The sequence below is a fragment of the Rudaea sp. genome (assembly GCF_036383415.1).
Classification (GTDB): domain Bacteria; phylum Pseudomonadota; class Gammaproteobacteria; order Xanthomonadales; family Rhodanobacteraceae; genus Rudaea.
This window is the reverse complement of record NZ_DASVOK010000105.1, coordinates 1-15822: the sequence shown is the minus strand read 5'-3', so window position 1 is coordinate 15822 and position 15822 is coordinate 1. Positions and strand designations below refer to the sequence as shown.

Here is a 15822-nt window from a genome sequence, read left to right as displayed (position 1 = left end):
GCCGATCTCGCGGTTGATGCGGAAACACGCCTGCGCCTGATCGGCACGATCCTCGCCGGCGGCACCGAAGTGCCGCGAGTCGAGCCCAACACCTGCGTGCGCATCACAACGGGCGCGCCGCTGCCAGCGGGCGCGGATACGGTCGTGATGAAGGAAGACTCGCGCGTTGAAGGCGAGATGATCGCGATCGCGGCGGGAGCGCGATCCGGCGCGAACGTGCGTCCGGCCGGCGAGGACTATCGCAGCGGCGATCGCGCGCTGGGCGCGGGCACGGTGCTGACGCCGGCACAGATCGGCGTGATCGCTTCGTTCGGCCACACCCACGTCGCAGCGACGCGCAGACCTCGCGCCGTGTTGCTGACCACGGGCGACGAACTCGTCGCGCCGGGCCAAGCCCTGGGCTACGGGCAGATTCACGATTCCAACCGCTACAGCCTCGGCGCTCTGCTCGAACAGCATGGCGTCGAACTCGTACGCCACGAGCGTTTGCGCGACGATCCGCCGGCGCTGCGCGAAGCGCTGACTCGCGCGGCCAATGATGCCGATATCGTCGTCTCCAGCGGCGGTGTCTCTGCGGGCGAGGCCGATTATCTTCCGCCCCTGCTCGCAGAGGTCGGTCGCGTGCATCTGTGGAAGGTCAAGATCAAGCCGGGCATGCCGTTCCTGTTCGGCAGCATCGGGCGGACGCTGGTGTTTTCGCTTCCGGGGAATCCTGTGTCGGGAGTCGCGACCTTTCTTGCCCTCGTCCGCCCCGCGCTGGATGCAATGACGCGCCGCCGGCCAAGCGGCATGACATTGCGCGCGCGCCTCGCCCAAGCCGTGCGCAAGACGCATTCGCGAGTGGAGTTTTTGCGTGCATCGCTGGTCTGCGACGAGGCGGGAGCATTGCACGCCACACCGTTGAAGAAGCAAGGCTCGGGACAGCTGCGCGGGGTTGCTGAAGCCGATGCCTTGATCATGCTGCCCGAGGCCGCGCAGGAATACGCTGCCGGAACCGTAGTCGAAGTACTGGCCTTGCCCGGCTGGGCTTGAACAGCGACGAAGCCAAGCGCATATCCCGTTCATGACCGACGCCATTGACGAAATCACTCCCGGTGACGCCGCAGCGCGACAAGCGCAGGGTGCGTTGCTGATCGACGTGCGCGAAGACGACGAGCGCGCAGGCGGGATGCCGGCAGGCGCGATCGGCGTGCCGCTGGGTATGGTCGTCGAACGCATCGCCGCGATCGAGTCGCACCGCGAGCGCGAGATCCTGACGATCTGCGCGAGCGGCAAGCGTTCGCTGCGCGCCGCGCAGGCGCTGCGCGATCTTGGCTACGCGAATCTCGCATCGGTGGCTGGCGGCTTCCTGCGCTGGAATGCCGAAGGCTTGCCGCTTGCTGAAGGCGGCCTCGGTGCCGACGCGCTTGAGCGTTATTCACGCCACCTGCTGCTGCCCGAAGTCGGCGTGGCCGGGCAGGGCCGCCTCGCCCAGGCGCGCATCGCGCTGATCGGTGCGGGCGGACTCGGCTCGCCGGCGGCGTTCTATCTCGCCGCGGCCGGAGTCGGTCATTTGACCCTGATCGATGACGACGTGGTCGACAAGTCGAATCTGCAGCGCCAGATCCTGCACACCGATGCCCGCGTCGGCATGGCAAAGATCGAGTCGGCGCGCATCGCGCTGGCCGCGCTCAATCCGTCGATCGAGCTGCGCACGCAGCGCACACGTCTTGCCGCGGCGAATGTCGAGGAACTGATCCGCGATCACGACGTCGTCATCGACGGTGCCGACAATTTCCCGACGCGCTATCTGCTCAGCGCGGCATGCCGGGAACTGAAGATTCCGCTCGTCTACGGCGCGGTGCATCGCTTTACCGGCCAGGTCAGCGTGTTCGATGCGCGCGATGCGAAATCGCCATGCTATCGCTGCCTGTTCCCGGAACCGCCTGCTGCGGAAGATGCACCGAACTGCGCCGAAGCAGGCGTGCTCGGCGTGCTGCCGGGCACGATCGGCCTGCTGCAGGCGACCGAAGCGATCAAGCTCGTGCTAGGTATCGGCGCGCCGCTGGTCGGGCGCCTGCTGTGCTACGACGCGCTCGCCGCGACATTCCGCGAACTGCGCCTGCCGCGCGACCCGCAGTGCCCGGGATGCGGTGAGCACGCCGTGTTCAGGGGCTACGAAGATGTCGCGCAGATCTGCGCGTCACATGCCTGATCGGATCAGACCTGACGTCGCGCCGCCGGTGCGGTGATCGTGTAGACCGCGGCGTCGAGCGCTTGGCCGTGCACACTGAGACGCCCGCTCTGCAAACCTTCGAAACGCGCGCCGGTCTTTTCCGCGACGCGGCGGCTCGGCCGGTTCATCGCCGCGCAGACGATTTCGATGCGGCTGAGCTTGAGCAGCTCGAATGCGTAGCCGACCGCGAGGCGCGCCGCCTGCGTGCCGACGCCGCGACTCTCGTACGACTGGCGGACCCAGTAGCCGAGGTTGGCGGAACGGTTGTCCTGGTCGATCTGGTTGAGGCCGACGCCGCCGAGATAGTCGCTGCTGGTCGCATCGACGACGGCGAATGCGAACATCCCGGCCTCATCCCATTGCGCGGTCGCATGTGCTATCCAGGCGTCCGCGTCGCTGCGGCCGTAGCCGTTGCTGCACCAGTCCAGCCAGGTGCCGACCGTCGCGACCGACTCCTGCACGGCTTCGACGATTGCCGCGCTGTCCCCGGGCTGGTATTTGCGGATCGAGATGCCGTTGCTCTCGCGTTCGATCGGCAGCATGCCCGGGTCGATCCCGCGCACGTTCAGTGCGCCTCGCGCTGCGCGCGCTCGAAAGCGGCGAGCTGTTCGGCGCTGGCCGGCTTCTGATGTTTTGCCTTCCATTGCTCGAACGGCTCGCCGTAGACCTGCTCGCGCGCGGCGTCCTTGCTCAATTCGATGCCGCGTTCGGCGGCGGCTTCGCGGTACCAATCGGCAAGACAGTTGCGGCAGAAGCCGGCGAGCGTCATCAGGTCGATGTTCTGCACGTCAGGGCGTTTTTCGTTGAGATGGCGGAGCAGGCGGCGGAAGGCGGCGGCTTCGAGTTCGATCTGGGAATTGGACACGGGTGTTCTCCTGCAGCGTAGAACCTATCTCACAACTACTGTGCTCGACATTTCGCGCGCCGGCGGTGCTCGGAATCCTCATTTACGATCAGTAAACTCCGGTTCCTGCGCTCCGGCGACGCGCGAACTGCCTTCGCTCGCTACGTTTTGAGATAGGTTCTACTCAATAGTAGCGCTATTTGAGCCGCACCCGGCCAACCGTGATAATGCGCATCTTTGAACGGATCCACAGAAAACGCATGAGCGCGAAGATACTCGACGGCAAACGCATCGCCGACCGCTTGCTCGACGACCTGCGTGCCGAGGTCGAACAACGTCGCGCACAGGGCCTGAGTGTGCCGGGCATCGCCGTCGTGCTCGTCGGCAACGACGCGGCGTCGAGCGTTTACGTGCGCAACAAGCGTCGCGCCTGCAAGCACGCCGGCTTCCATTCGCGCGATTTCGACCTGCCGGCGACGACAACGCAGGCCGAGCTTGTCGCGCTGATCGATGCGTTAAATGGCGATCCGCATGTTCACGGCATCCTCGTGCAGCTGCCGCTGCCGGCGCATGTAGATGCCAACGTCATCGTCAACCGCATCGATCCGCGCAAGGACGTCGACGGATTCCATCCGGAGAACATCGGCCGGCTCACGCTGCGCCAGCGTGGCCTGCGCCCGTGCACGTCGAAGGGCGTGATGACCCTGCTCGCCAACACCGATCGACCCGTGCGCGGGCAGAATGCGGTCGTGGTCGGCGTGTCGAACCACGTTGGGCGGCCGCTGGCGCTTGAACTGCTGCTGGCCGGCTGCACGACGACGACCTGCCACAAGTTCACGCGCGACCTGCCGGCGGTGATCGGCTCGGCCGACATTCTCGCCGTCGCCGTCGGGCGACCCGGCCTCGTCAAAGGTGATTGGGTCAAGCCCGGCGCGATCGTGATCGATGTCGGCATCAACCGGCTCGAAGACGGCCGCCTAGTCGGCGACGTCGAATTCGCCGCTGCGGCCGAACGCGCCTCGTGGATCACGCCGGTGCCCGGCGGGGTCGGGCCGATGACGGTGGCGACGTTGATGCAGAACACGCTCGAAGCCGCGCGCGCGGCCGACGCGGGCAACTGAATCGCGCCTGACGCGAGCCGCCTTGCGTCACTATTCGGCCAAGCGGCTGCGTTAAAATTCCCGCCAGTCTTTTTCTTCCGCAAACCATGCGCAATTCGCTCCCACGCCTTCGTTTCGCGTCGCTGCTGTGCGCCTGTCTGAGCGCTGCCTGTGGCAGCGTGGTGCAGAAGGCGACGCGCGAATTCGGCGACTCGCTGACCATGGCGGTGCTCGACCAGGACGACCCTGGGATCGTGCGCGACGGCCTGCCGTCGTATCTGTTGCTGATCGACAGCCGCATCGAAGCCAATCCCGAGGATGCCGCTTCGCTGCTGGCCGGCGCAAAGCTCTACGGCGCCTACGCCGGCGCGTTCGTCGACGACAACGAACGCGCGCAGAAACTTGCCGGCCGCGCCTACGGCTATGCGCGCCACGCTCTGTGCCTGAGTGAAAAGCCGTTGTGCGAGGCGCTCGACGCACCCTACGAGAAATTCGACGCCGCTCTTAAGCAGGCCGACGCGAAGGACATCGCGACGCTGTACGGTTTCGCCGCGGCCTGGGCCGGGCGCATCCAGGTCAATACCAGCGACTGGAACGCGATCGCCGACCTGCCGAAGCTGCAGGCGCTGCTCCTGCGTTGCGACGCGATCGATGCGCACTATGACGACGGCGGCGCGGCGCTCTATCTCTGCGTCGTCAATTCGATCCGGCCCGCGTCGCTCGGCGGCAAGCCCGAGGAGGGCAAGGCCTGGTTCGACAAGGCGCTGGAACTGTCGGGCGGAAAAAACCAGATGGTGCGCGTGCTGTACGCGCAGTTCTATGCGCGCCTCGTGTTCGATCAGACGCTGCACGACAAACTGCTCAACGAAGTGCTCGCGGCCGACCCGGTGGCGCCGCGGCTGACCTTGATCAATACGCTGGCGAAGAAGAAGGCGAAGGCCTTGCTCGCATCGGGCAAGGATTTTTTCTGACGCCCGGAATTTCTGGAGAAGTACACACATGAAAAAAGCACTCTTGGCATCAATTCTTTCTCTCGCGTGCATCGTCGCGAACGCCGCGCCAATCAAGATCGCGACGATCGCGCCCGACGGCACGGCGTGGATGAAGGAAATGCGTGCTGCCGCCGAGGCGGTGAAGACGAAGACGTCCGATCGCGTCGAGATCAAGTTCTATCCCGGTGGCGTGATGGGCGACAACGCGACCGTGCTGCGCAAGATCAAGATCGGCCAGTTGCAGGGCGCGGCGTTCACCGGCGGCGAGGCCGCATCGATCACGCCCGACGCGAACGTCTACAGCCAGCCGTTCCAGTTCCGCAGCGAGGACGAAATCGACAAGGTACGTGCCAAGGTCGACGCGCAGCTCAAGACGAGCTTCGAGAAGGCCGGCTACGTCGTGCCAGGCATGGCCGGCGGCGGTTTCGCCTACCTGTTCAGCGTCAACGACATCCACGACAAGGACACGCTCAAGGCCGCGAAAGTATGGGTACCGCAGGGTGATCGCGTCGCCGAGATCGCGTTCAAGGCCGCCGGCGTCACACCGATTCCGCTGCCGATCGCCGACGTCTATACGAGCCTACAGACCGGCCTCATCGATGCGGCTGCGAGCACGACTGCAGGCGCGATTGCGTTCCAGTGGCACACCAAGGTCAAGCACATGCTCGACCTGCCGCTGATGTACGTCATGGGCTACCTCGCGATCGACAAGAAGGCCTACGACGCGCTCAGCGCCGAAGACAGGAAAGTGCTCGACGACGAGGTCGGCGCAGCGTTCGCACGCATCGAGAAGGGCGCTCGCACGGACAACGCGCAAGCACGCACGGCGCTGCAGGGCCAGGGCGTCGCGATCACGGCGCAGAATGCCGACCAGCGCAAGACTTGGGATACTATCGGCGCTGATGCGCGCAAGAACCTGACCGGAGCCGGCGGCATTTCGCCCGAGCTCGCCGCTGCGGTGAACAAGGCGCTCGACGAAGCGCGCAAGTGACGAACTGGGTACGCTGGCTGCACCGTCTCGAGAACGGCGTTCTGACCGTTCTCGTGCTGATCCTCGTCGCGCTCGCCGGCGCCCAGATTTTCATGCGCAACGTGTTCGGCGGCGGTTTCTCCTGGGCTGATCCGTTCCTGCGCACACTGGTCGTGTGGACGGCGATGCTCGGTGCGCTCGCCGCCGTGCGCGATGACAAGCACATCGCCGTCGACGTGTTGCAGCGGTTTCTTCCGGCCGGCGCGCAGCGCGCGGTGCGCATCTTGACGTTGCTGTTCGCCGCCGGCATCTGCGCCGCGCTGGCGTGGTACGGATGGGGACTCGTCAGCGTCGATCTCGACGGCGGCGCCAAGTCGGATTTCGGTCTGCCGAACTGGTTGCTCGAAAGCATCCTTCCGGTCGGTTTTGGTTTGATGGCAGTGCGATTCGTGTTGCGCGCCTTCGCCACACCGGCACACGTGCCGGGGTTGTCCGCGCCGGAATTGCTGCATGACACTGGCTGCGTGAACACCGGCGACGAAGGGCCGGCGCGATGATTTGGTTGATCGCCGGCATTCTGGTCATTCTTGCCGCGCTCGGCGCGCCGCTGTTTGCGCTGATCGCGGCGATCGCGTTACTCGGCTTTTCCGCGTCGGGGCAACCGGGCACGGCGGTCGCGATCGAGTTCTATCGTCTCGCCGACATGCCGGCGTTGATCGCGATTCCTTTGTTCACGCTGGCCGGTTACCTGCTCGCCGAGAGTCAGGCGCCGCGCCGGCTCGTGCGGCTTTCCAATGCGCTCGTAGGCTGGTTGCCGGGTGGCTTGGCCATCGTTTCGATCTGTGCTTGCGCATTCTTCACCGCGTTTACCGGCGCGACCGGCGTCACTCTCGTCGCGCTCGGCGCCGTGCTCTATCCGGCGCTGCGTCAGGCGCAATACGGCGAACGCTTTTCGCTTGGCCTGTTGACCGCATCGGGCAGCCTCGGCCTGCTGCTCGTGCCGTCGATGCCGCTGATCCTTTACGGAGTCGTCGCCCAGCAGTTCCATACGACGCCGCCCGTGGCGATCGATGCGTTGTTCAAGGCAGGCCTGTTGCCGACGTTGCTGATGATCACGGTGCTGGCGTTGTACAGCGCCTGGCAGGCGCGCGGTCTACCGCGTCCGCCGAAGTCGCCGCCAGGCGAGCTTTGGGCGGCGGTCAAGGACGCCGGTTGGGAACTGCCGCTGCCGGTGCTCGTGCTCGCCGGCGTGTTCTCGGGCAAGCTCGCGCCATCCGAAGCAGCGGCGGCGACGGCGCTGTACGTGCTCATCGTCACCGTGCTGATCCGCCGTGAGATCAAGCTCGTCGAACTGCCACGCGTGATCCGCGAGGCGATGCTGCTCGTCGGGGCGATCCTCATCGTGCTCGGCTTCTCGCTCGCGCTGACCAACTGGCTGATCGACGCCGACGTGCCCGAGCAACTGTTCGCATGGCTGCAAGCCGGCATCACGAGCAAGCTCGGCTTCCTGCTCGTGCTCAACGCATTCCTGCTCGTGTTCGGCATGCTGCTCGAAGGTTTCCCGGCGATCATCATCCTCGTGCCACTGGTGCTGCCGATCGCGATCCACTACGGCGTCGATCCGACGCATCTGGGCATCATCTTCCTTGCCAACCTGCAGATCGGAATCTTCCTGCCGCCAGCGGGGATGAACATCTTCATCGCCGCGGCGCGCTTCGACCGACCGGCGCTGTCGATCATCCGCGCCTGCCTGCCGTTCTACGCGCTGCTGATGCTGTGCGTGCTGATCGTGACCTACGTGCCCGAGCTGTCGCTTGCTCTCGTGCGCTAGCCGTGCGAATCAGTTCGGTGAAGGCGCGGGCTTCGGCGCCCGTGCGTTAATCATCAGGTCGAGGAAGTTCTCGTTCGCCGTGCCGCGGCCGATACGATCGAGTGCGATGCCGTCCATGATCTGTTTCCAGTTGTCCGGCTTCGGTCCGATCCAGTCCGATTGGTCACCCGCGAGCACGAGGTCCGCCTGCTTGCCGTCGAAATAGATGTCGATCTGGTTGCGACGGTCACCGCGCGCGTGGGCGACGTATTGTGCGGGCTGCGGTGGGTCGCTCAGGAACGTGCCTTGGTCGGGCTTGTGGCAGGCGCGTTCGCCGAGCAGCTCCGCGATCGACGGAACGATGTCCGCTTGCTGGAATTTGCCGCTGACGGCGCCGCGGGTGATCGGCAATTGTGTGGCGACCACGAACGGCGTGCGCGCGAGCGCGCTGTCGCCGAAGCGCGCAAGCTCGGTCGCGGACAGCGGCGTCATGCTGCGGTGGTCGCCGGAGATCATCAGCACGCCGTTGCGGAAGAAATCGCGCTTGGCGAGCTCGTCGTAGAGCATGCCGATCTGTTTGTCGGCGTAGCGGAACGCGCCGGCTTCGTCGAGGCTTTCGTTCTCCGGATTGACGAACGGCGGATGCGTCGACACGGTGAGGATGAAGGCCAGCCACGGCGAGGCATCGTCCTTGCGCGCGTCGAGCCACTGCAGGAAGCGCTGGTACAAGGCCTTGTCCTCGGCGGCGTTGAAATGGCGGCGCTTCCAGCCGTTGTAGAAAGGCTGCTCGGCGCCTTCCCAGGAATCGAAACCGAGTTCCTTGAGCCACTTCGACTTGTCGAGAAAACCGAGGTCGCCCGTGGTGAAGAAGTGCGTCGTGTAGCCGTGCGCGTGCACAATCTCCGGCAGCGCGCCCTGCGGGCTCTCGAAGCCGGCGAACGCTTCGGCGCTCTGATAGCGGCCGAGGGTCGGGATCGGCGGCTTGCCGGTGATCATCGCGATGAGTCCGCTGTCGGTGGTGAAGCCGTTGGCGATGAAGTCCGGGAAATATGCGTTGTCGCGTGCGATCGCATCGAGATGTGGCGTGTCGCCGCCGCCGCCGAACAGCTTGCTGTGGTACATCGATAAGGACTCAACCGCGATGATGATGACGTTCGGGCGCAGGCCGCGGCCCGCTTCGCAGATCGGCGCGGGCGGAACGTATTCCTTGCGCAGCATGTCGGCATAGGCGGTGCTGTAGTGGCGATCGACGCTGTCGGCGAGGTTCGCGGCGATGAAGTTCTGCAGCAGCGGGTAGTTGATGTACTTCATCGTCATCGGGCTCCATAGCCCGATGAGGAAGAACAAGCCCGCAGCGACGAAGCAGGCGAGGGCGAGTCGCGGACGCCGTGGCCGTGATAGCAGGGCGAGCACGAGCACGCCAATGCCGGCAACCACGCCGACGAGCATGAGCTTGCCCGTCGCCGAAGCGAGCAGGACATTGCCGAAGCGGCCGATCGCATCGATCTCCTTGCCGAACTTCACGATGTCCAGCCAGTACAGGTGCTGGACCAGCGTCTTGAGCAGGATCGCGTCCAGCGCGTAGGCCAGCAGCAGCATCGCGCTGAGCAGCAGCCACGGCAGCTGCAGCCAGTAGCGCGCGCTTAGCAGCGACAGTCCGGTGAAGGCGAGCAGCAGGGCGAGAATGCCCGCGTCCTGCTGGATCGCCGTAGCCCCCATACACCACGCGCAATCGGTCAGCCCGGTGGCGATGCCTACGAGCGCGAGGCCGCGCAGGCCGGCCAGGATCAGCATGAAAACGACGAGCAGCGCCGCACCGACCAGGCCCTTGCGCCGCGGTTGTTTGGCGGCGGCGGAGCGGAATGCGGAATAAGGCTTGGGCATTGGAATCTGACGGCGGCGTGAAGGTAGTGTGGCGACGCTGGCAGAAACCCATGCGATGCCGAGGGTAAATCGGTATAATAACGGGTTTACCGGCTTGGGCTTCCCCCGCACCCATGCGCATCCTTACCGAAGCTTTGACCTTCGACGACGTTTCGCTCGTTCCTGCCTACTCGAACGTATTGCCGCGCGACGTTTCCCTGGCCACGCGCCTGACCAAAAACATCCAGCTCAACATCCCGATCCTGTCGGCCGCGATGGACACCGTGACCGAAGCGCGCCTCGCGATCACGATGGCGCAATGCGGCGGCATCGGCATCATCCACAAAAACATGGCGATCGAGCAGCAGGCCGCCGAAGTGCGCCTGGTGAAGAAGTTCGAGGCCGGCGTGATCCGCGACCCGATCACGGTGACGCCGACGACCTCGATCCGCGACGTGCTCAAGCTCGTGCGCGCGAACAACATCTCCGGCGTGCCCGTGGTCGACGGCGGCAAGCTCGTCGGCATCGTCACCAGCCGCGACCTGCGCTTCGAGAAGGAGCTCGACGATCCGGTCAGGAACATCATGACCAAGCAGGACAAGCTGGTCACGGTGAACGAAGGCGCGAGCGAGGACGAAGTGCTGCGTCTGCTGCACAAGCACCGCATCGAGAAGGTGCTCGTGGTCAACGGCGGCTTCGAGCTGCGCGGCCTGATCACGGTCAAGGACATCCAGAAGGCCCACGACAACCCGAACGCGGCCAAGGACCAGCACGAGCGCCTGCGCGTTGGCGCCGCGGTCGGCACAGGTGGCGACACCGAGGAGCGCGTCGGCGCACTCGTCGATGCGGGTGTCGACGTGATCATTGTCGACACGGCGCACGGTCATTCGCAGGGTGTCCTCGACCGCGTCAATTGGGTCAAGAAGAATTTCCCGCAGATGCAGGTCATCGGCGGCAACATCGTCACCGGCGATGCGGCCAAGGCGCTGGTCGACGCGGGCGCGGACGCGGTCAAGGTCGGCGTCGGCCCCGGCTCGATCTGCACGACACGCATCGTCGCCGGCGTCGGCGTGCCGCAGATCTCGGCAGTGTCCATGGTCGCCGAAGCGATCAAGGACAGCGGCGCCTGCCTGATTGCCGACGGCGGCATCCGCTATTCCGGCGACATCGCCAAGGCACTGACCGCGGGAGCGAACTGCGTCATGATCGGCGGCATGTTCGCCGGCACTGAGGAAGCGCCAGGAGAAGTCGAGCTTTATCAAGGGCGTAGCTATAAATCTTATCGTGGAATGGGATCCCTCGGCGCGATGCAGAAAGGCTCCAAGGATCGCTATTTCCAGGATGAGGCCGATCCGGACAAGCTCGTTCCCGAAGGCATCGAAGGCCGCGTGCCTTATCGCGGGCCGCTGCGCTCGATCATCCACCAGTTGTCGGGCGGCCTGCGCTCAGCGATGGGTTATGTCGGCTGCGCCACGGTCGACGAGATGCGTGCCAAGCCGCAATTCGTGCGCATCACCAGTGCGGGCGTGCGCGAGTCGCATGTGCACGATGTGGCGATCACCAAAGAAGCGCCGAATTACCGAATGGACTGATTGTCCTTCTCCCACCGGGAGAAGCCGCGTCACCAGAGCGCCGGATGAGGGCTCGTCCCATGAGAGGCTGAGTGAACCCGGACCCTCACCCCCGGCCCCTCTCCCGGCGGGAGAGGGGAGCGAAGCATGCAAAACATCCACACCGACAAAATCCTCATCTTCGATTTCGGCGCGCAGTACACGCAGTTGATCGCCCGGCGCATCCGCGAGATCGGTGTCTATTGCGAGATATGGGCCTGGGACCACGATCCGGCCGAGATCGCCAAGTTCGGCGCCAAGGGCATCATCCTTTCCGGGGGCCCCGAATCGACCACGTTGCAAGACGCACCGAAGGCACCGCAGCAGGTGTTCGATGTGGGCCTGCCGATCCTCGGCATCTGCTATGGCCTGCAGACGCTCGCGGCACAGCTCGGCGGTGCGACCGAGGCGGCCGATGCACGTGAGTTCGGCCATGCGCAGGTCGATGTGATCGCGAAGGATTCGCTGCTCGACGGGCTGAGCGATCATGTCGGCGCAAAAAAGCTCGATGTCTGGATGAGCCACGGCGACCACGTCGCCAAGGCGCCGCCGGGCTTCACCGTCACGGCCGTCACCGATCGCATCCCGGTCGCCGCGATGGCGAACGAGGCCAAGCGTTGGTACGGCGTGCAGTTCCATCCCGAAGTCACGCACACGAAGCAGGGCATGGCGTTGTTGCGCCGCTTCGTCGTCGACATCTGCGGCTGCGCCGCGCTGTGGACCGCGGCGAACATCATCGACGACCAGATCGCGCGCGTGCGTGCGCAGGTCGGCAGCGACGAGGTGATCCTCGGCCTGTCCGGCGGCGTTGACTCGTCGGTCGTCGCCGCGTTGCTGCATCGTGCGATCGGCAAGCAACTGACCTGCGTCTTCGTCGACACGGGCCTGCTGCGCTGGCAGGAAGGCGACCAGGTCATGGCGATGTTTGCCGAGCACATGGGCGTCAAGGTGATCCGCGTGAATGCGGCAGATCGCTATTTCGCCAAACTGAAAGGCGTCAGCGATCCCGAAGCCAAGCGCAAGATCATCGGCAATCTTTTCATTGAAATCTTCGACGAGGAATCGCACAAGCTCGCCAACGCAAAGTGGTTGGCCCAAGGCACGATCTACCCGGACGTGATCGAGTCCGCCGGCAGCAAGACCGGCAAGGCCCACGTCATCAAGAGCCATCATAACGTCGGCGGCCTGCCCGAGGACATGAAACTCGGCCTCGTCGAACCACTGCGCGAGCTGTTCAAGGACGAAGTGCGCCGCCTCGGCGTCGAACTCGGCCTGCCGCGCGAAATGGTCTATCGCCATCCGTTCCCGGGTCCTGGCCTCGGCGTGCGCGTACTCGGCGAAGTGAAGCCGGAATACGTGGAACTGCTGCAACGTGCCGATGCAATCTTCATCGAGGAACTGCGCCGCGCCGATCTCTACGATCAGGTCAGCCAGGCTTTTGCCGTGTTCCTGCCAGTCAAATCGGTCGGCGTGGTCGGCGATGCGCGTGCCTACGAGTGGGTGGTGTCCTTGCGCGCGGTCGAGACGATCGATTTCATGACCGCGCACTGGGCGCACCTGCCTTACGATTTTCTCGGCAAAGCTTCCAACAGGATAATCAACGAATTACGCGGCATTTCTCGCGTAGTTTACGATATCAGCGGCAAGCCGCCGGCGACGATCGAGTGGGAGTGAACCGATGCGGGCGCAGGCTCGCTTCAGCTAAGCAATGAGCCGCGCGCCCACGGCTACGAGCGCGGTACCGAGGATGGGCCGCAGGATGCGATCCGGCACGTAGCCGGTCAGCTGGCTGCCGATGACGATGCCCGGCAGCGAGCCCATCAGCAGCGACACGAGCAGCGTCCAGTCGACGCTGCCGAGATACCAGTGGCCGAGCCCGGCTACCAGTGTCAGCGGCACCGCATGCGCGATGTCCGTGCCGACGAGCCGCGCGGACGGCGCTTTCGGGTAGAGCGACAGCAGCGCGACCATGCCGAGCGCGCCGGCACCCACCGACGTCAATGAGACGAGCACGCCGAGCAGCAAGCCGAGTGTGATCGTCAGACGACGCACCTGAGTATCGCTCAGGCGTTCGGCGGATCGCGCGAACGCGTCGAGAATGCGGCCGCGGAAAAGCAGGCTGGCCGCGGTCGCGATCAGCGCCACGCCAAGCATGACCGCAATCAGGCGGCCGCTGCCGTGGCCGCCCAGATCGAGATAGCGCAACAGCACGATCGTCGCGATCGTTGCGGGAATCGAGCCGGTGGCCAGACGGCCGACGATGCGCCAGTCGACCGTCGCGTTGCGGCCATGGACGACGGTGCCGCAGGCCTTGCTGATCGCGGCATGGAGCAGGTCCGTGCCAACTGCCGTGGCCGGGTTGAAGCCGAAAAGCAGCACGAGCATTGGCGTCATCAGCGAGCCGCCGCCGACGCCGGTGAAGCCCACGAGCAGGCCGACGAGCAGGCCGCAGAGGGTGTACATGGCGCTGTGGGATTGCGGATCGAGCATCGTTCGGGCGTCGTGGCGCAAAATCGTTTGTGCGATGCTCTTAGACTGCGGCTGCGGTATCCAACAATCCGCGGGAATTTGCATATGCCGCCGCGTGCTTTTCCGATTTGCAGCTGAATGAAGAGAATAGGGTAACGATATGAAAGCCATAGGTTATTTTCATTCCCTTCCGATCGATCAGGCAGACTCGCTGCTCGATTTGGACATTGCCGAGCCGGTGCCGGGCGATTTCGACTTGCTGGTCGAGGTCAAGGCCGTCTCGGCCAATCCGGTCGACACCAAGGTGCGCACGCGCGCGGCATCGACCGACGGACAGCCGCGCATTCTCGGCTGGGACGCGGCCGGCGTCGTGCGCGCGGTCGGCGCCAAGACGAGCAGGTTCAAGCCGGGCGACAAGGTCTGGTACGCGGGCGACGTGACCCGCGCGGGCAGCAACAGCGAACTGCAACTCGTCGACGAGCGCATCGTCGCGCCGATGCCGACCAGTCTTGACTACGCCGCCGCGGCTGCGCTGCCGCTGACTTCGGTTACCGCCTGGGAACTGCTGTTCGACCGGCTCAAGGTGCTGACCGCCGATCCGACGCGCGACAACACGCTGCTCGTGATCGGTGCCGGCGGCGGTGTCGGCTCGATCCTTGTCCAGCTCGCGAGCAAGCTGACCGGCTGGACCGTCATCGGTACGGCCTCGCGCGCAGCGACGCGCGACTGGGTGCACGAACTTGGCGCGCACTACGTGGTCGATCACGCCAGGCCGCTGGCGGAGGGATTGAAGGCGATCGGATTGGTGCAGGTCAGCGCGGCGATCAGCATCACCCATACCGACGACTACCTTTCGCAGATGCCCGACCTGCTCGAAGCCGAGGGCCAATTCGCGCTGATCGACGATCCCAAATCGCTCGACGTGCTCGCGTTCAAGCGCAAGTCGCTGTCGCTGCATTGGGAGTCCATGTTCACGCGCTCGACGTTCCGCACGCCGCAACTCGCGCGGCAGGGCGAGATCCTGCGCCGCGTCGCGCAACTGGTCGATCGCGGCGTGATTCGCTCCACCGTCGCCGAGCATTTCGGCACGATCAACGCCGCCAACCTCAAGCGCGCGCACGCGCTGCTCGAAAGCGGTGCGTCGCGCGGCAAGATCGTGCTCGAAGGGTTTTGATCTTCCCTTCTCCCATCGGGAGAAGGGAAGCGAATCAATTTGAACCCAGGCTGCGTGCGGTCGTGATGAACGCGTCCACATCGGCAGCCTGCGTGGCGAACGAAGTCACCAGGCGCACCACGCCTGGTCCCCAGCGGTCGCCGTAGAAGTGGAAACCCTGCGCATGCAGGCCATCGTTGATCGGTTGTGGCAGAGTGCAGAACAGAATATTGGCGTCGCCGCCGTCATGCACGACGATTCCAGGCACGCCGCGCAAGCCTTCGGCCAGGCGCTGCGCCATCGCGTTGGCGTGGCGTGAATTGCGCAGCCACAGATCATCGGCGAGATAGGCGTCCATCTGCGCCGCGATCAGACGCATCTTCGACAGCAGGTGGCCACCGCGCTTGCGGCGGTAAGCCAATTCTTCGGTGAGGCTGCGGTCGAACACGACGATCGCTTCGGCCGCGAGCGCACCGTTCTTGGTCGCGCCGAAGGAGAGCACGTCGACGCCGGACTTCCAGGTCATCTCCGCCGGCGTGCAGCCCAACGCGGCGAGCGCGTTGGCAAAGCGCGCGCCGTCCATGTGCAGGCGAAACTTGCGCTCGCGGCAGACCGCGCCGATGGCGTGCAACTCGGCCAGCGAGTAGACGGTGCCGAGTTCGGTCACTTGCGAGAGGCTCACGCAGGTCGGTTGCGTGCAGTGCACATCGCCGATCTTGGCGAGCGAGTGCGTTTTCAGCGCGGCGGAATTGAGCTTCGCCCCCGAGCCGCCGAGGGTGAGCAGTCTGCCGCCGCT

Annotated in this window: 15 protein-coding genes; 10 read left to right on the top strand and 5 right to left on the bottom strand. The window is 65.1% G+C overall.

Annotated elements, in window-relative coordinates:
* Positions 1 to 1032: gephyrin-like molybdotransferase Glp (gene glp, locus VF497_RS03990; protein WP_330886346.1), on the top strand; the 1032-nt coding region annotated here is incomplete at its 5' end.
* Between the two features lie 31 nt (positions 1033 to 1063).
* A complete protein-coding gene (gene moeB / locus VF497_RS03985; RefSeq protein ID WP_330886345.1) occupies positions 1064 to 2194 on the top strand; it encodes a molybdopterin-synthase adenylyltransferase MoeB in 1131 nt (376 codons plus the stop codon).
* 5 nt (positions 2195 to 2199) lie between these two features.
* Here the strand turns inward: moeB and VF497_RS03980 are convergent, their stop codons facing one another.
* Complete coding sequence (locus VF497_RS03980; RefSeq protein WP_330886344.1) at positions 2200 to 2778, bottom strand: GNAT family N-acetyltransferase; 579 nt, start codon at positions 2776 to 2778, stop codon at positions 2200 to 2202.
* A 2-nt stretch (positions 2779 to 2780) separates the two neighbouring features.
* Positions 2781 to 3080, bottom strand: a complete 300-nt coding sequence (locus VF497_RS03975) for a DUF1244 domain-containing protein (protein WP_330886343.1) — start codon at positions 3078 to 3080, stop codon at positions 2781 to 2783.
* A 239-nt stretch (positions 3081 to 3319) separates the two neighbouring features.
* Here VF497_RS03975 and folD point away from each other — a divergent pair, with 239 nt between their 5' ends.
* The 5 genes from folD (at position 3320) to VF497_RS03950 (ending at position 7952) form a co-directional block, all read left to right on the top strand.
* Positions 3320 to 4180: a bifunctional methylenetetrahydrofolate dehydrogenase/methenyltetrahydrofolate cyclohydrolase FolD gene (gene folD / locus VF497_RS03970; protein WP_330886342.1), complete on the top strand. Its 861-nt coding sequence runs from the start codon at positions 3320 to 3322 to the stop codon at positions 4178 to 4180.
* A gap of 86 nt (positions 4181 to 4266) precedes the next feature.
* Complete coding sequence (locus VF497_RS03965) at positions 4267 to 5130, top strand: TRAP transporter TatT component family protein (protein ID WP_330886341.1); 864 nt, start codon at positions 4267 to 4269, stop codon at positions 5128 to 5130.
* Between the two features lie 28 nt (positions 5131 to 5158).
* Positions 5159 to 6142, top strand: a complete 984-nt coding sequence (gene dctP, locus VF497_RS03960) for a TRAP transporter substrate-binding protein DctP (RefSeq protein WP_330886340.1) — start codon at positions 5159 to 5161, stop codon at positions 6140 to 6142.
* On the top strand, positions 6139 to 6678 hold the full coding sequence (locus VF497_RS03955; RefSeq protein ID WP_330886339.1) for a TRAP transporter small permease: 540 nt from the start codon (positions 6139 to 6141) through the stop codon (positions 6676 to 6678). Before dctP ends, VF497_RS03955 begins: the two co-directional genes overlap by 4 nt.
* Positions 6675 to 7952 (top strand): TRAP transporter large permease, encoded by a 1278-nt coding sequence (locus tag VF497_RS03950; RefSeq protein ID WP_330886338.1) that lies wholly within the window; start codon positions 6675 to 6677, stop codon positions 7950 to 7952. Before VF497_RS03955 ends, VF497_RS03950 begins: the two co-directional genes overlap by 4 nt.
* A gap of 9 nt (positions 7953 to 7961) precedes the next feature.
* Here the strand turns inward: VF497_RS03950 and VF497_RS03945 are convergent, their stop codons facing one another.
* Positions 7962 to 9815 carry an LTA synthase family protein gene (locus tag VF497_RS03945; protein WP_330886337.1) on the bottom strand — a complete coding sequence of 618 codons (1854 nt, stop codon included), beginning with the start codon at positions 9813 to 9815 and terminating at the stop codon, positions 7962 to 7964.
* A 113-nt stretch (positions 9816 to 9928) separates the two neighbouring features.
* Between VF497_RS03945 and guaB the strand changes: the two genes are divergently transcribed.
* Together guaB and guaA are read left to right on the top strand one after the other, a co-directional pair.
* Positions 9929 to 11386, top strand: coding sequence for an IMP dehydrogenase (gene guaB / locus VF497_RS03940; protein WP_330886336.1), 1458 nt, complete (start codon positions 9929 to 9931; stop codon positions 11384 to 11386).
* A gap of 126 nt (positions 11387 to 11512) precedes the next feature.
* Positions 11513 to 13078, top strand: coding sequence for a glutamine-hydrolyzing GMP synthase (gene guaA / locus VF497_RS03935; RefSeq protein WP_330886335.1), 1566 nt, complete (start codon positions 11513 to 11515; stop codon positions 13076 to 13078).
* Between the two features lie 27 nt (positions 13079 to 13105).
* Here guaA and VF497_RS03930 read toward each other — a convergent pair whose 3' ends face one another.
* Positions 13106 to 13867: a sulfite exporter TauE/SafE family protein gene (locus VF497_RS03930; RefSeq protein WP_330886334.1), complete on the bottom strand. Its 762-nt coding sequence runs from the start codon at positions 13865 to 13867 to the stop codon at positions 13106 to 13108.
* Positions 13868 to 14033: 166 nt separating this feature from the next.
* On the opposite strand from VF497_RS03930, the gene VF497_RS03925 reads away from it, so the two are divergent.
* Positions 14034 to 15047: a zinc-binding alcohol dehydrogenase family protein gene (locus VF497_RS03925; RefSeq protein WP_330886333.1), complete on the top strand. Its 1014-nt coding sequence runs from the start codon at positions 14034 to 14036 to the stop codon at positions 15045 to 15047.
* 34 nt (positions 15048 to 15081) lie between these two features.
* Here the strand turns inward: VF497_RS03925 and VF497_RS03920 are convergent.
* On the bottom strand, positions 15082 to 15822 hold a 741-nt coding region (locus tag VF497_RS03920; RefSeq protein ID WP_330886332.1), incomplete at its 5' end, for a threonine aldolase family protein.

Excerpts from the sequence above, each read along its gene's own strand:
- guaA (WP_330886335.1), top strand. The coding sequence starts at position 11,513 with ATGCAAAACATCCACACCGACAAAATCCTCATCTTCGATTTCGGCGCG.
- folD (WP_330886342.1), top strand. The coding sequence starts at position 3,320 with ATGAGCGCGAAGATACTCGACGGCAAACGCATCGCCGACCGCTTGCTC.
- moeB (WP_330886345.1), top strand. The coding sequence starts at position 1,064 with ATGACCGACGCCATTGACGAAATCACTCCCGGTGACGCCGCAGCGCGA.
- VF497_RS03925 (WP_330886333.1), top strand. The coding sequence starts at position 14,034 with ATGAAAGCCATAGGTTATTTTCATTCCCTTCCGATCGATCAGGCAGAC.
- VF497_RS03945 (WP_330886337.1), bottom strand. The coding sequence starts at position 9,815 with ATGCCCAAGCCTTATTCCGCATTCCGCTCCGCCGCCGCCAAACAACCG.
- VF497_RS03965 (WP_330886341.1), top strand. The coding sequence starts at position 4,267 with ATGCGCAATTCGCTCCCACGCCTTCGTTTCGCGTCGCTGCTGTGCGCC.
- VF497_RS03950 (WP_330886338.1), top strand. The coding sequence starts at position 6,675 with ATGATTTGGTTGATCGCCGGCATTCTGGTCATTCTTGCCGCGCTCGGC.
- VF497_RS03930 (WP_330886334.1), bottom strand. The coding sequence starts at position 13,867 with ATGTACACCCTCTGCGGCCTGCTCGTCGGCCTGCTCGTGGGCTTCACC.
- guaB (WP_330886336.1), top strand. The coding sequence starts at position 9,929 with ATGCGCATCCTTACCGAAGCTTTGACCTTCGACGACGTTTCGCTCGTT.
- dctP (WP_330886340.1), top strand. The coding sequence starts at position 5,159 with ATGAAAAAAGCACTCTTGGCATCAATTCTTTCTCTCGCGTGCATCGTC.